The sequence below is a fragment of the Helicobacter salomonis genome (genome assembly GCF_017979425.1).
Taxonomy (GTDB): Bacteria; Campylobacterota; Campylobacteria; order Campylobacterales; family Helicobacteraceae; genus Helicobacter; species Helicobacter salomonis.
Genome location: NZ_JAERIS010000018.1, coordinates 21,689 through 33,545 on the forward strand (window position 1 = coordinate 21,689; position 11,857 = coordinate 33,545).

General features: G+C 46.0%; 23 protein-coding genes. 4 read left to right on the forward strand and 19 right to left on the reverse strand.

What is annotated here, in order from left to right; all coding sequences use genetic code 11:
* Positions 1–5: 5 nt before the first annotated feature.
* Genes rpsE through rpsJ form a run of 19 tightly spaced genes read right to left on the reverse strand, consistent with a single transcriptional unit; the run spans position 6 to position 8,010 of the window.
* Positions 6–446, reverse strand: coding sequence for a 30S ribosomal protein S5 (gene rpsE, locus KCO92_RS04970; RefSeq protein WP_013469763.1), 441 nt, complete (start codon positions 444–446; stop codon positions 6–8).
* 8 nt (positions 447–454) lie between these two features.
* Positions 455–811, reverse strand: a complete 357-nt coding sequence (rplR, locus tag KCO92_RS04975; RefSeq protein WP_104695404.1) for a 50S ribosomal protein L18 — start codon at positions 809–811, stop codon at positions 455–457.
* Positions 812–820: 9 nt separating this feature from the next.
* The gene (gene rplF / locus KCO92_RS04980; RefSeq protein WP_104695403.1) at positions 821–1,357 is read right to left on the reverse strand and encodes a 50S ribosomal protein L6; all 537 of its coding nucleotides are present in this window, start codon (positions 1,355–1,357) and stop codon (positions 821–823) included.
* Positions 1,358–1,366: 9 nt separating this feature from the next.
* A complete protein-coding gene (gene rpsH, locus KCO92_RS04985; RefSeq protein WP_104695402.1) occupies positions 1,367–1,762 on the reverse strand; it encodes a 30S ribosomal protein S8 in 396 nt (131 codons plus the stop codon).
* A gap of 9 nt (positions 1,763–1,771) precedes the next feature.
* Entirely contained in the window at positions 1,772–1,957 is a 186-nt protein-coding gene (locus tag KCO92_RS04990) for a type Z 30S ribosomal protein S14 (protein WP_104695401.1), read from the reverse strand.
* Complete coding sequence (rplE, locus tag KCO92_RS04995; RefSeq protein ID WP_104695433.1) at positions 1,957–2,502, reverse strand: 50S ribosomal protein L5; 546 nt, start codon at positions 2,500–2,502, stop codon at positions 1,957–1,959. Before rplE ends, KCO92_RS04990 begins: the two co-directional genes overlap by 1 nt.
* Positions 2,503–2,507: 5 nt before the next feature.
* Complete coding sequence (rplX, locus tag KCO92_RS05000; RefSeq protein ID WP_104695400.1) at positions 2,508–2,735, reverse strand: 50S ribosomal protein L24; 228 nt, start codon at positions 2,733–2,735, stop codon at positions 2,508–2,510.
* Positions 2,735–3,103: a 50S ribosomal protein L14 gene (gene rplN / locus KCO92_RS05005; RefSeq protein WP_104695399.1), complete on the reverse strand. Its 369-nt coding sequence runs from the start codon at positions 3,101–3,103 to the stop codon at positions 2,735–2,737. The genes rplX and rplN overlap by 1 nt, the downstream gene beginning before the upstream one ends.
* Positions 3,100–3,363: a 30S ribosomal protein S17 gene (gene rpsQ / locus KCO92_RS05010; protein ID WP_104695398.1), complete on the reverse strand. Its 264-nt coding sequence runs from the start codon at positions 3,361–3,363 to the stop codon at positions 3,100–3,102. The genes rplN and rpsQ overlap by 4 nt, the downstream gene beginning before the upstream one ends.
* A gap of 3 nt (positions 3,364–3,366) precedes the next feature.
* The gene (gene rpmC, locus KCO92_RS05015; protein ID WP_104695397.1) at positions 3,367–3,573 is read right to left on the reverse strand and encodes a 50S ribosomal protein L29; all 207 of its coding nucleotides are present in this window, start codon (positions 3,571–3,573) and stop codon (positions 3,367–3,369) included.
* Complete coding sequence (gene rplP, locus KCO92_RS05020) at positions 3,560–3,985, reverse strand: 50S ribosomal protein L16 (RefSeq protein ID WP_104695396.1); 426 nt, start codon at positions 3,983–3,985, stop codon at positions 3,560–3,562. Before rplP ends, rpmC begins: the two co-directional genes overlap by 14 nt.
* A 2-nt stretch (positions 3,986–3,987) precedes the next feature.
* Positions 3,988–4,695, reverse strand: a complete 708-nt coding sequence (gene rpsC / locus KCO92_RS05025) for a 30S ribosomal protein S3 (protein ID WP_104695395.1) — start codon at positions 4,693–4,695, stop codon at positions 3,988–3,990.
* Complete coding sequence (gene rplV / locus KCO92_RS05030) at positions 4,696–5,025, reverse strand: 50S ribosomal protein L22 (protein ID WP_104695394.1); 330 nt, start codon at positions 5,023–5,025, stop codon at positions 4,696–4,698. It abuts the gene before it with no gap.
* A gap of 31 nt (positions 5,026–5,056) precedes the next feature.
* Positions 5,057–5,338: a 30S ribosomal protein S19 gene (gene rpsS / locus KCO92_RS05035; RefSeq protein WP_013469775.1), complete on the reverse strand. Its 282-nt coding sequence runs from the start codon at positions 5,336–5,338 to the stop codon at positions 5,057–5,059.
* Positions 5,339–5,340: 2 nt separating this feature from the next.
* A complete protein-coding gene (gene rplB, locus KCO92_RS05040) occupies positions 5,341–6,171 on the reverse strand; it encodes a 50S ribosomal protein L2 (RefSeq protein ID WP_104695393.1) in 831 nt (276 codons plus the stop codon).
* A gap of 9 nt (positions 6,172–6,180) precedes the next feature.
* The gene (locus tag KCO92_RS05045) at positions 6,181–6,462 is read right to left on the reverse strand and encodes a 50S ribosomal protein L23 (RefSeq protein ID WP_104695392.1); all 282 of its coding nucleotides are present in this window, start codon (positions 6,460–6,462) and stop codon (positions 6,181–6,183) included.
* An 11-nt stretch (positions 6,463–6,473) separates the two neighbouring features.
* Positions 6,474–7,082, reverse strand: coding sequence for a 50S ribosomal protein L4 (rplD, locus tag KCO92_RS05050; protein ID WP_104695391.1), 609 nt, complete (start codon positions 7,080–7,082; stop codon positions 6,474–6,476).
* A 13-nt stretch (positions 7,083–7,095) separates the two neighbouring features.
* Positions 7,096–7,668 carry a 50S ribosomal protein L3 gene (rplC, locus tag KCO92_RS05055; RefSeq protein ID WP_104695390.1) on the reverse strand — a complete coding sequence of 191 codons (573 nt, stop codon included), beginning with the start codon at positions 7,666–7,668 and terminating at the stop codon, positions 7,096–7,098.
* A gap of 27 nt (positions 7,669–7,695) precedes the next feature.
* Complete coding sequence (gene rpsJ, locus KCO92_RS05060; RefSeq protein ID WP_104695389.1) at positions 7,696–8,010, reverse strand: 30S ribosomal protein S10; 315 nt, start codon at positions 8,008–8,010, stop codon at positions 7,696–7,698.
* Between the two features lie 143 nt (positions 8,011–8,153).
* Between rpsJ and KCO92_RS05065 the strand changes: the two genes are divergently transcribed.
* The 4 genes from KCO92_RS05065 to KCO92_RS05080 all read left to right on the forward strand — a co-directional run.
* Positions 8,154–9,230 (forward strand): ATP-binding protein, encoded by a 1,077-nt coding sequence (locus KCO92_RS05065; protein WP_104695388.1) that lies wholly within the window; start codon positions 8,154–8,156, stop codon positions 9,228–9,230.
* A gap of 5 nt (positions 9,231–9,235) precedes the next feature.
* Positions 9,236–10,345, forward strand: coding sequence for a flavodoxin-dependent (E)-4-hydroxy-3-methylbut-2-enyl-diphosphate synthase (ispG, locus tag KCO92_RS05070; protein ID WP_104695387.1), 1,110 nt, complete (start codon positions 9,236–9,238; stop codon positions 10,343–10,345).
* On the forward strand, positions 10,332–11,615 hold the full coding sequence (locus KCO92_RS05075; RefSeq protein ID WP_104695386.1) for a 2,3,4,5-tetrahydropyridine-2,6-carboxylate N-succinyltransferase: 1,284 nt from the start codon (positions 10,332–10,334) through the stop codon (positions 11,613–11,615). Before ispG ends, KCO92_RS05075 begins: the two co-directional genes overlap by 14 nt.
* A gap of 62 nt (positions 11,616–11,677) precedes the next feature.
* Positions 11,678–11,857 (forward strand): hypothetical protein (locus tag KCO92_RS05080; RefSeq protein WP_210647457.1); only part of this gene is annotated, 180 nt, incomplete at its 3' end.

Here is an 11,857-nt window from a genome sequence, read left to right on the forward strand (position 1 = left end):
AACTCCTATCCTTTGATTTTAGAGAGCGCATCAAAGGTGGCACGCACCACATTATAGGGGTTGTTAGACCCTAAGGATTTCGTTAAAATATCCTTAATACCGGCTAATTCGATCATAGGGCGCGTGGACCCTCCGGCAATGACACCTGTTCCCTCTGAAGCGGGTTTGAGCAAAATGCGACTCGCATTGTATTTGCACTCAATGTCATGGGCAATAGTCGTGCCCTTGATCTTGACCTCAATGATGTTTTTAAACGCGTCGTCAATGGCCTTCTTGATCGCATCGGGGACCTCCTTAGCTTTGCCCAAGCCAAAGCCCACAAGGCCATTTTTATTGCCCACAACCACCAAAGCGTTAAAACGGAAACGCCGTCCACCTTTCACTACCTTGGTAACCCGTCCAATATTCACCACAACTTCTGAAAACTCTTCTCTATTGATCTCCATGCCCATCCTTAAAGCGCAATCTCTTGTTCGCGCAGAGTTTCTGCAAAGGTAGCCACCACTCCATGATATAAATATCCATTACGATCATATACCACCCTGTCTATGCCCTTTTTCTTAAGACTTTCTGCAAAGATCAACGCGAGTTTCTTACTATCCTCTACATTTTTCCCCAGTCCTAATTTTTTACCATCCACATGCGCCAAAGTCGCATGTGCGTTATCATCAATGGCTTGAGCATAGAGGTGCTTATTGGATCTAAAAATGCTCACACGGGGACGCTCCTGTGTGCCAAAAACTTTAGAGCGCACGCGCATCTTGCGCTTAGCTCTCTGGAGCTTTTTCTTTTCTAAAACACTTTGTGTCATACTCGTTCCTTACTTTTTAGCAGTCTTGCCAGCTTTGCGCAAAATAATTTCATCACTGTATTTAATACCCTTGCCTTTGTAGGGTTCAGGAGGTCTGTAAGCACGGATATCTGCGGCAAGCTGTCCAAGCTGTTGCTTATTACTCCCCTTGAGTGTGATGGTGTTTTTATCCACAACCACTTCCACACCCTCAGGGATGGGGTGCTTCACTGGGTGACTAAATCCCAAGCTGAGTTCTAAAACTTTATGTCCTAGAGCCGCCTTATAACCCACCCCATTAATTTCCAAGACCTTGCTAAATCCCTTATCCAGTCCCACCACAATATTGTTTGCTAAAGCATTGTAAGTCCCCCAGAATGCGCGACTCTGCGCCCCCTCTCCAACAGGTTCAAAGCGCAGAGAATCGCCTTCTAGCACAATGTTAACACGCCCGTGTGTCTCCAGCACCTGACTTGTTTTGCTGTTTTTAAAATGCAAGTTACTTCCCTCAACACTCACCTGCACTCCACTAGGGATTTTGATCGCCCTCTTACCAATTCTTGACATGCCACACTCCTACCAAATGCTGCAAAGCACCTCACCGCCTACATTTTGCTTGTAAGCTTCCTCATTAGTGATCACACCCTTAGAAGTGCTGACCACAACCACCCCATATCCATTCTTAAAGCGTCTGAGCTCAGATGCTTGCTTGTAAAGTCTACGCCCAGGTTTGCTCAATCGTTTGATTTCACTGATGACCGCACGCCCCTTGTCATCGTAGGCTAATTCTACAGAGATAAAGTTTTTCCCTTCCCTTTGCACCACTTGGTAATTGGCGATAAATCCACGATTCTTAAAAATCTCCAAGATAGACACCACGATTTTAGCATAGTAAAGCTCTGTAACCTCCAAACGGCGCATGCTTGCATTCCGAATGCGTGTCAGAGAATCTGCGACAATATCATTGACCATGTGTGCCCCTTACCAACTAGCTTTTCTAAGACCAGGGATTAAACCCTCATTACCCATTTTCCTTAAGCATACTCGGCACAAACCAAAGTCCTTATAGACAGAATGGGGCCTCCCACAGATATTGCAACGAGTGTATGCCCGTGCCTTGAATTTTGCCTTTCTGTGGGCTTTTGCGATCATTGATTTCTTAGCCATTAGCGCCCTTTTGCAAAGGGCATTCCGAGCAATTCTAGCAACTTAAATGCCTCCTTATCGTTATTTGTAGAAGTGATAATAGCGATGTTGAGTCCGTGGGTAACCATGATATCATCATAGACCACCTCAGGAAAGATCAACTGTTCGTTCAAACCGAAACCATAATTCCCCCGCCCATCAAATCCATTTCTGGAAACCCCCCTGAAGTCCTTTACTCTTGGCAGTGCAATCACAATTAACTTTTCTAAAAAGTTAAACATAATCTTATTTCTGAGTGTTACCTTCACGCCTACTGCCATGTTCTCGCGGATTTTAAACCCTGCTACAGACTTTTTTGCCTTGGTGATTACTGCCTTTTGTCCGGCAATGAGTGAGAGAGTTTGGGCGATGTTTTGCATGATCTTAGCGTCTTTAGCGTAATCCCCCGCGCCCACACTGAGCACAACTTTTTCAAGCTTAGGCAATAACATCGGATTTTTGATTCCTAATTCCTCTGCCAATTTCTTCTTCACTTCCTTTTCATAGAAGTTTTTCAAGCCATCCATCGCGCTCACTCCTTCTCTTTCTTGACATTAGAGACATGGATAGGCATTTCTTTGAGAACATGCCCACCCTTGGGATTATCATCTGTGGGCTTAATGGCTTTTTTAGCGAGCTTGCAACCCTCCACTAACAGCATGGACTTCTTAGGGAAAACAGCTAACACCTTGCCCACCTTGCCTTTATCGTCCCCTGCAATGACTTTCACCATGTCATCTTTCTTAATCTTGCACTTCATTAAAGGACCTCCGGAGCCAGTGAGATAATCTTCATGAAATTCGCATAACGCACTTCCCGACTCACAGGTCCAAAAATGCGTGTGCCCACTGGGTCGCGTTTGGCATCTAGGATTACAGCAGCGTTATCATCAAAGCGAATCAGAGAACCATTGGGACGCTGCACCTCTTTTTTCGTGCGCACAATCACGGCCTTCACAACCTGCCCCTTTTTGACTTTTCCATTGGGAATGGCCTTTTTGACAGAAGCCACGATGACATCGCCTACACTTGCATAGCGTTTATGGCTTCCCCCCAAAACCTTGATACACATGATCTCCTTGCCCCCACTATTATCCGCTACAACCAATCTGCTAAAACTCTGTATCATGAAACTCCCTTCACTAAGATCTCTTTCAGAGCAAAAGTTTTCGTCTTAGATACAGGTTTACACTCGATAGCGCTTACAAAATCTCCCACCTGAACGACATTCTGACGATCATCAATGGTATACTTCTTAAAGCGTTTGACAATCTTGCGGTATTTTTTATGCAATACCTTTCTCTCTACTAGGATCACCGCGCTACACGCATCAATTTTATTGACTACCTTACCCTGAATAAGGCGCTTATGGGGCTGTTTGGTTTCCATGCTCTACCTTTCCTCAACCAATGCATGATTTAGGGCAGACAAAGCCGTGCTGATGCGCGCAATGTCCTTTCTGACCTTTCTAATTTCGTTAGGATTAGTGAGTTGCATCGTCTTGAGCTTCACACGTAGTTCGAAGAGCTCCAGCTTTTTATCTTTGAGCATCTTCGCCAACTCCTTTCTGTCCTTCCCACTCAATTCAGTAAATTTCATTTTCACTCTCTCTAGTTACAATTTTTGTTCTAAAGGGTAACTTGCGTTGGGCTAAGCTCAAAGCTGCTCTAGCCAAACCTTCCTCAATCCCTAACATTTCATAGACAATGCGTCCAGGCTTAATATTCATCACCCATTTTTCCACAGAGCCCTTCCCCTTACCCATACGGGTTTCTAAGGGTTTGGCAGTCAAAGGCTTATCGGGAAAGACTCGAATCCACACTTTCCCTGCCCTTTTGATATGACGAGTCATGGCGACCCGTGCGGCCTCGATTTGACGCGAATCGATACGCCCATGTTCAACGGCCTTGATCCCAATATCCCCAAAGGCTAGCTTGACTCCACGCGCAGATTTTCCCCGATTCCTGCCCTTCATCTGTTTACGGTATTTTGTCTTCTTAGGCATTAACATGGCTATTCTCTCCCTCTTCTAGCACGCCCTCTAGGTGCTCTCTCTTCATTCTCTTCTTCGCGCTTGTCGGTTTGGATCCCTTTTTGGAGCACTTCACCCTTAAATATCCACACCTTTACCCCGATGATTCCATAGACCGTCATGGCCTCTGCAAAACCATAATCAATTTTGGCCCGTAGAGTGTGCAAAGGCACGCGCCCTTCCATATACCACTCTGTGCGCGCGATCTCAGCTCCAGCTAGTCGTCCTGACACACGCACCTTAATGCCACGCGCCCCAGATTTCATCGCTGTCTGCATAACTTTTTTCATAGCGCGTCTGAAAGCCACCCGTTTTTCCAACTGAGTCGCCACATTTTCGGCAGCTAGCTGCGCATCCGCCTGCGGGCGCTTGACCTCTTTGATATTGACGGAAATTTCTTTCTTGATCAAGTCTTTCAGGGAGAGTTTAATTTTCTCGATATCCACGCCCTTTTTGCCAATGATAAGTCCTGGCCTTGCAGCCACCACCGTGATGCGCAATTTCTTGGCAGCCCGCTCGATAACGATCTCGCTCACCCCTGCGTAATAGAGCTCTTTCTTGAGAAATTTACGGATACGATGATCCTCCTGAATATTCTGCACCGTGTCCTGTGCTCCAGGGAACCACCTAGATGCCCAATTTCTATTAATTCCCAGTCTCAAACCAATTGGATTGACCTTTTGACCCATTTAGTTGCTCCCTCCTTTCTTGCCCACTTTGACTAAAATGTGAGATGTGGGCTTTCTAATAGCTGTGGCTCTACCTCTAGCGCGGGGCATATGGCGCTTGAGCACAGGACCTGCATCTACACGGCAACTTAACACAGACACGGATTTAGAATCATGCCCGCCATTGTAAACGGCTGCACTGATTACCCGTGAGAGGACACGAGCGGCCTTATTGGGCGTGAACTCCAGTCTGGCAATTGCCACCTCTGCATTCATGCCCTGCACTTGCCTGGCTAGCAATCTCGCCTTTGTGGGAGAGAGCCTACTATATCTGAGTAACGCCGTGCTCATTTGCATTCCTTTATGTATTGTTCTACCATGTCTATTTACCTATCTTCTTTTGCACCGTGCCCTTGTGCCCTTTAAAGGTTCTCGTGGGGGCAAACTCGCCCAGCTTGTAACCGACATGGTTTTCAGTGATATAAACAGGGATAAAAATCCGTCCATTGTGCACACTATAAGTTAACCCAATCATTTCGGGTAAAATGGTGCTACGGCGCGACCAAGTTTTGATAGGCTTATTATCTTTCTTAGCCTTATGCTTGAGTGTCTTATCCATGAGATGTTTATCAATAAAGGGACCTTTTTTAATCGACCTTCCCATTGCTATTTACCTTTCTTTCGTGAAATGATCAGGCGATCACTGGCTTTCTTGCGCCTAGTCTTATAACCCTTAGCGGGCAATCCCCACGGAGAAACCGGATGGCCACTAGAACCTGTTTTGCCCTCACCGCCCCCATGCGGGTGATCCACCGGATTCATTGCACTTCCGCGTGTTTGAGGCCGCACACGCTTGTAGCGGTTGCGTCCCGCTTTACCAATACTCGTATTGATAAAATCTTCATTCCCCACTACGCCAATGGTTGCCATGCATTCGCTCAAGATATAGCGCATCTCCGCACTGGGCATTCTCAAGATGGTGTATTTGCCCTCTCTGCCCATGATTTGGGCACTCATGCCCGCACTCCTAGCCAGCTGTCCACCTGCACCTGGGTGCATTTCGATATTGTGTACAATGGTCCCAATGGGAATACTTCGAAGTTTCATGGCAAAACCCACTTTAATGTCTAAGCCCTCTTCGGCAGCCACTATAGCATCACCCACTTTCAAACCACTGGGTTGTAGAATGTAGCGTTTATCGCCATCAGGATAAACCACTAAGGCAATACGCGCGTTGCGGTAAGGATCGTATTCGATGCTAGCTACTTTGCCCTCTACACCGAATTTATTACGCTTAAAATCGATGATGCGATAAAGCCTCTTAGCTCCGGCCTCTTTGTGGCGGCTGGTGATCTTACCGCTGTGGTTTCTGCCTGCATGGGCGGGTAGCTTGATTAAAAGCTTTTTGACGCTGGGTTTTGCGCTAATGTCTTTAGAATCCAGACCGCTCATAAAACGACGGCTGGGAGTATAAGGTTTATAAGTTTTAATCGCCATGTCCTATCCTTATGCGCTCAACGCTGTAATATTAGCATCTTTGGGAACTTTGACATAGAATTTCTTCGTGCCAACACGCTGTCCTAATCTGCCTCTAAAGCGTTTGATCTTCCCCTGTTGCCTGAGTGCGTTGATTTTCAAAGGTACAAAACCAAAATAGTCTTTAAAAATCGCCTTAAGCTGATTTTTGCTAACACCCATGGCGGTTTGCACCACAATAACCCCGCTCTCTTGCATTGAGAGGGACTTTTCTGTATAGAGGATAGATTTGATATCGGTGATGTCTGCCATGCACTCTCCTTTTAAGCTGTTACAAGCGTGTCAAACGCGGCTTTTTCCACCACCACCGCGCTGTAGGACGCGACAAGGTAAGCGTTCACTTCGCTTGTTTCCACCACATAACAATTCCTTAGATTTCTAAAAGCCAAATAGTTATGTTCGTGTAAGTGCTTGGTAATCACAAGCACATCTCTTTGTTTTAAACTTGCCAAAAATGCGTGTGCGTCCTTAGTTTTTTGGCTGGTGATGTCCACTTTGTCTACTACAAGCAATTTTTCTGCACTTGCTTTTTGTCCCAAAGCGAATTCTAGGGCGAGCCTCTTTTGCTTTTTGTTGATTTTGAGGTCGTAATTACGCGCATTAGTCGCCCCGTGAGACACACCCCCGCCTACAAAAATGGGAGAAGTGATGCTCCCAGCTCTAGCGCGCCCCCCGCCCTTTTGATTCCAAGGTTTGCGCCCACCTCCGCTCACTTCACCGCGGTTTTTACTTTTGGCGGTGTTGGCGCGGGCTTGGGCGCGATAATACTTGACATACAAGTATAAATTATGTTCTTTAATTTCTTTAAAGCGTGCAGGCAGGTCTAATTCCCCCACCTGTTCGCACTGCTGATTGAGTACCTTCGCTTTCATATTCTCCCTTTACCTACTTAATGGCGATCCTACCATAGGCCCCAGCATAGCCCACCACAGAACCTTTGAGAACTAAGATTTTACTCTCTTTATCAAACGAGAGAACCTCATTATGACAGGTTACCTTCTCGTTGCCATAATGCCCTGCCATTTTCTTACCTTTTTGGACACGCCCGGGCCATTCTCTATTCCCAATAGAGCCCAAGCGGCGGTGAAAACGACTCCCATGGGCTGCCGGTCCACCTTGAAAATTCCAGCGCTTCATCGCTCCACTAAAGCCTCGTCCTTTGGTGCAAAAGGTGGCCTTGATCTGCTTTGCGCTCTCCAAAGGTTCTAAAGGTAGATCGCCTAATTCTGCCACCTGAGCATCAAGAGTAGCAAAATGGTTGAATTCTTTGCTCAGATTATACTTTTTTTGTTGACCGGCAATGGCTTTATTATGTGTTTTGTGCAAGGGATAGGCGACTAAAACCTGTTTATCATAGATTGTACACACCTTGCTTTCTAAGACCTTGAGCAAAGTCACTGCCATGCTATTTGTCCCCACGACACGACTCATGCCGATCTTTTGAACTAGATACTCCATTATCAATCCTTAAATCTTAATGTGGTGCTACTTGCCTTCCATAGAAGTGACTTCAACATCTACCTCGGGAGCTAGATCGAGCTTCATCAGGCTATCCACGGTTTCAGGTGTAGCCGACATAATATCGATAAGACGGCTATGTATGCGAATCTCGAATTGCTCTCGCGAGTCTTTATTAATATGAGGGGAACGCAAGACAGTATAGCGTCTGTTTTTAGTGGGTAGGGGAATAGGACCCCTAATCTCAGATCCAGATCGTTTGACTGCTTCTACAATAGCCACCACAGATCGATCCAAGACCCTATGATCGTAAGCTTTAAGCTTTAAACGTATTTTTTCCATAAACCTTTCCTCTTTAGGGGCGTCAAATTAAAAGCTTTTATTCTAGGCAAAAATGACATAATAGTCAAGTATCAAGCCCTTTTTAGGCACTTAAGCCTATTGATACTTTCCTTATCTCAAGGAAAGTATGTTAGTGTGTGCCCATGCTAGATGTGATTTTGCAAGAAAGTTTTATCTACGCCACAGTGCAACAAGAGCTGCTACCTAGAACCTATCCCTGGCTTTCTTCTAAAGTCTTGTTCTATGGGAGCGCTAAAGTGGGCAAGAGCATGCATGCCTTGAGTTTGGCGCGTTCTTTCAAATATCCCATTTACCTAGATGGGAGCGATGCGCGCCTAGAGGTTAACTGTCTTAAAGAAGTCCTCCTGAAATTACATTTAGAAAATAAAATGGATATTTTGATTGCCAAACACTGCCCTCCAGATTTATTTCTACCGCCTCTAAAACACATTATTCTCATCCAGTCTACCCGCGCAAATATCCCAAAGGGTTTTAGCGCGCAAGCAATTTTACCCTTGAATTTTCAAGAGTATGTGTGTAGCCAAAAGAAGGAGTCTCCTAACGCCCTCTTTGGCCGTTTTCTCAAGGAGGGTAATAGTCCTGCTACCTTAAATTTGAGCGCATGGCAAAAAATCCGTCGCAAACAAGAGATTTATGCGCTTTTCCTGGGAGCACAATTTCCTCTCTTCAAAGCCCTATTGCGTTTCCAGGCCTTGAATGTTACGATTCACCACCTCTACACCCAGCTAAAAAAAACACTCAAACTCTCTAAGGACACTTTTTATGCTTTCATGCACTTTCTACAAGAAAGCCAAAGTATTTTTCTCATCCCTGCACTTGAATCCCCCTCCAAGCCCCACAAACTCTATTTTTGTGATTTTGCCCTCCCCTATGCCTTTAGTCACACCCACCCCCTACCTCCCGTCTTTGAAAACATGGTAATCTTAGAGTTAATCCGCCATTTTGGCAAACTTTACTACCAACATCCCTTTTTAATCGCCAAGCATCACGACTCCACCTTTTATTTCATGGTTCTAGCATTCCCCACTTTGGAGAATTTAGCCCATAAACTCAAACCCTTTGAGCACACGAACATCCGTCAGTTTTTCCTTATCAGTATCAATTTTGAAGGCACGGGAACTATCCATACCCTCACCTACCACGCCCATAGCTTTAGCACCTTTGTCTTAGAGATCTTACCCACTATAGGGGCAAATTAGCTATAATGCCCCAAAAATTAAGGACGCCCTTGCACCCTCGTTTTCCTACTAAGCAGATTGCTATTGGCCCTGTACGCATTGGGGGTAATGCCCCAATTAGCACCCAAAGTATGGCTTTCAGTCAGACCTGTGACATTGAGGCCACTAAAGCCCAAATCGATCGTTTAAAGTTAGCGGGGGCAGATTTGGTGCGCGTAGCCGTGCGCCATAAAAAAGATGCCAATGCTCTAAAAGAACTCAAAAGAGTATCTAGTCTGCCCTTAGTGGCGGATATTCACTTCCACCACCACCTAGCCTTGATCGCAGCTGAGAGTGTGGATGGCATCCGCATCAACCCGGGCAATATTGGTGCGCCTGAGAAAATCAAAGCAGTGGCTCAAGCATGTGATGCGCGCAATTTACCCATTCGCATTGGAGTCAATGGGGGGAGTTTAGAAAAGCAATTTGAAGTAAAGTATGGAGCAACCCCTGAGGGGATGGTGCAATCTGCCCTTTACAATATCAAGCTCTTAGAGGATGTTGGTTTTACCAATATCAAGGTGTCTTTAAAGGCTAGCGATGTGGAACGCACAATTTTAGCCTACCAACAACTGCGCCCCCTAGTGCCCTATCCTTTCCACTTGGGAGTAACTGAAGCAGGAAGTTTATTTCATTCTACCATTAAAAGCGCGATGGCTTTGGGACAGTTACTCAGGGAGGGAATCGGGGACACCATGCGTGTCTCCATTACGGGGGAGCTAGAGGAAGAGATTAGGGTCGCTAAGGCGATCTTGCGTTACAGTGGACGGCAAAAAGAGGGCATTACCTTTATCTCCTGCCCCACTTGCGGGCGCATTGAATCTAATTTAGTGGCGATGATGTCCCAAGTGGAACAACGCCTAGCCCACATCACAACACCCCTAGATGTGAGCGTGATGGGTTGCGTGGTGAACGCTCTAGGGGAGGCAAAACACGCCGACATTGCCATTGCCTTTGGTAAAAAAAGCGGGCTGATCATCAAAAAAGGCAAGGTAATCCATAAACTGCCCGAAGATCAACTTTTAGAAACCTTTGTAGCTGAAGTGCAGACTTTAGCCTTAGAACAACAACAAGAGGATATGCATGCAAAAATTTAAACTATTCGTTAGCGATTATCAAAACTCTCCGCATTATAGGAAACCACTAGCCTTTGGGATTGCTAAAATCGCGCGCGGACAAAAGAGTGCTAAGCCATTGTGCGCCACTTTTCCCGTTTTAAACTGGGGCGAGGAATGCCTAGGATCGTATGCCGTATTTATGGAATCCATCAAACATGCTAGCCCCCTATACACACAAGAGGAGGACAAAGTCAGCGAAGCCGTTTATGGGATTGATAAAAACTTTATCCACCGCGCCTTGGAACTCTATGCCCCCTTTTTACAAGAGGTGTTGCATAATAAGAACAGCCACAAGAATATCCAAGTGGTGCTGGAGCTGGCCAGGGCCTTGGAATGCGAACGGCTCTATACCCCACTAGTGCAGGAAGTAGATCCTAGCTGTGAGCTTTCTACCAAGGAACACGCCAATCGTTTTTCCACACAATACCACCACAATTACCACTTGGTGGTGATCTATGCGGATAAGCCCTGTGCTAGTTTAGAGAGTGCTTATATGAAATTGCTTGCTCTCTCTCTAGGCAAAGCCCCCTTGCGTAGCCTGAATTTAGATGGAATCTTTGGTCTACTGCCCAATGTAGCTTGGAGCGGCAATACACCTCATGAGCTAGAGTGGTTGCGTGAACACGAAATTGCGCTCAAAATGCAAGATAGATACCCCTGCATTGATTTTGTGGATAAATTCCCCCGTTACCTGATGCAAGTTTTACCCCAAGCGGATAATATCCGTCTATTAGACACAGCTAAAGCCCGTTTTGGGGCGTATTTGGGCAAGGGGGGTTATACCCAAATGCCTGGAGCCAGTTATGTTAACTTCAATGCTGGCGTGGAGGGGGCTTGTATGAATGAGGGACGCATTAGCTCCTCTGTGATTGTGGGTGAAGGCACAGACATCGGCGGGGGAGCGAGTGTACTAGGCGTGCTTAGCGGGGGTAATAAAGAGCCTATTAGCATTGGGAAAAATTGCCTGCTTGGGGCTAACTGCGTGCTAGGCATTAGTTTGGGCGATGCTTGCATTGTAGACGCAGGGATTGGGGTGTTGGCCGGGACTATTTTTGAAATCAGTCCTAAGAGCGCTCAAGAATTGCAAAAAGTCAACCCCAATTTTGTACCCAAGCCCGATGGTCTTTACAAGGGCAGAGAGCTCTCAGGGTTACATGGATTACATTTCAGACAGGAGAGTCAGAGTGGGAAAATGCTTGCCCTAAGAAGTGTGCGCAAGATCACCCTAAATACAAGTCTACACCACTAGGCTAAGGCATACAAGACTTTTTGTGCTAAAATCAGAGTTTCAAGTCAGTAAAAGGGGTTTGTATGAAAGCTTGGATTTTCAAGGCATGGCTAGGTTGGCTGGCTTGTGCGCTCTGTCTTTATGGTGCAGACCCAACTCCAGCGCCAAACCCCCAGAATGCCCAAACCCCCACTACAATTTCTCCCACAAAATCCTTAGCCACATCGCTAAACAAAGCACTTTTAAGTGCGCCCATACTAACG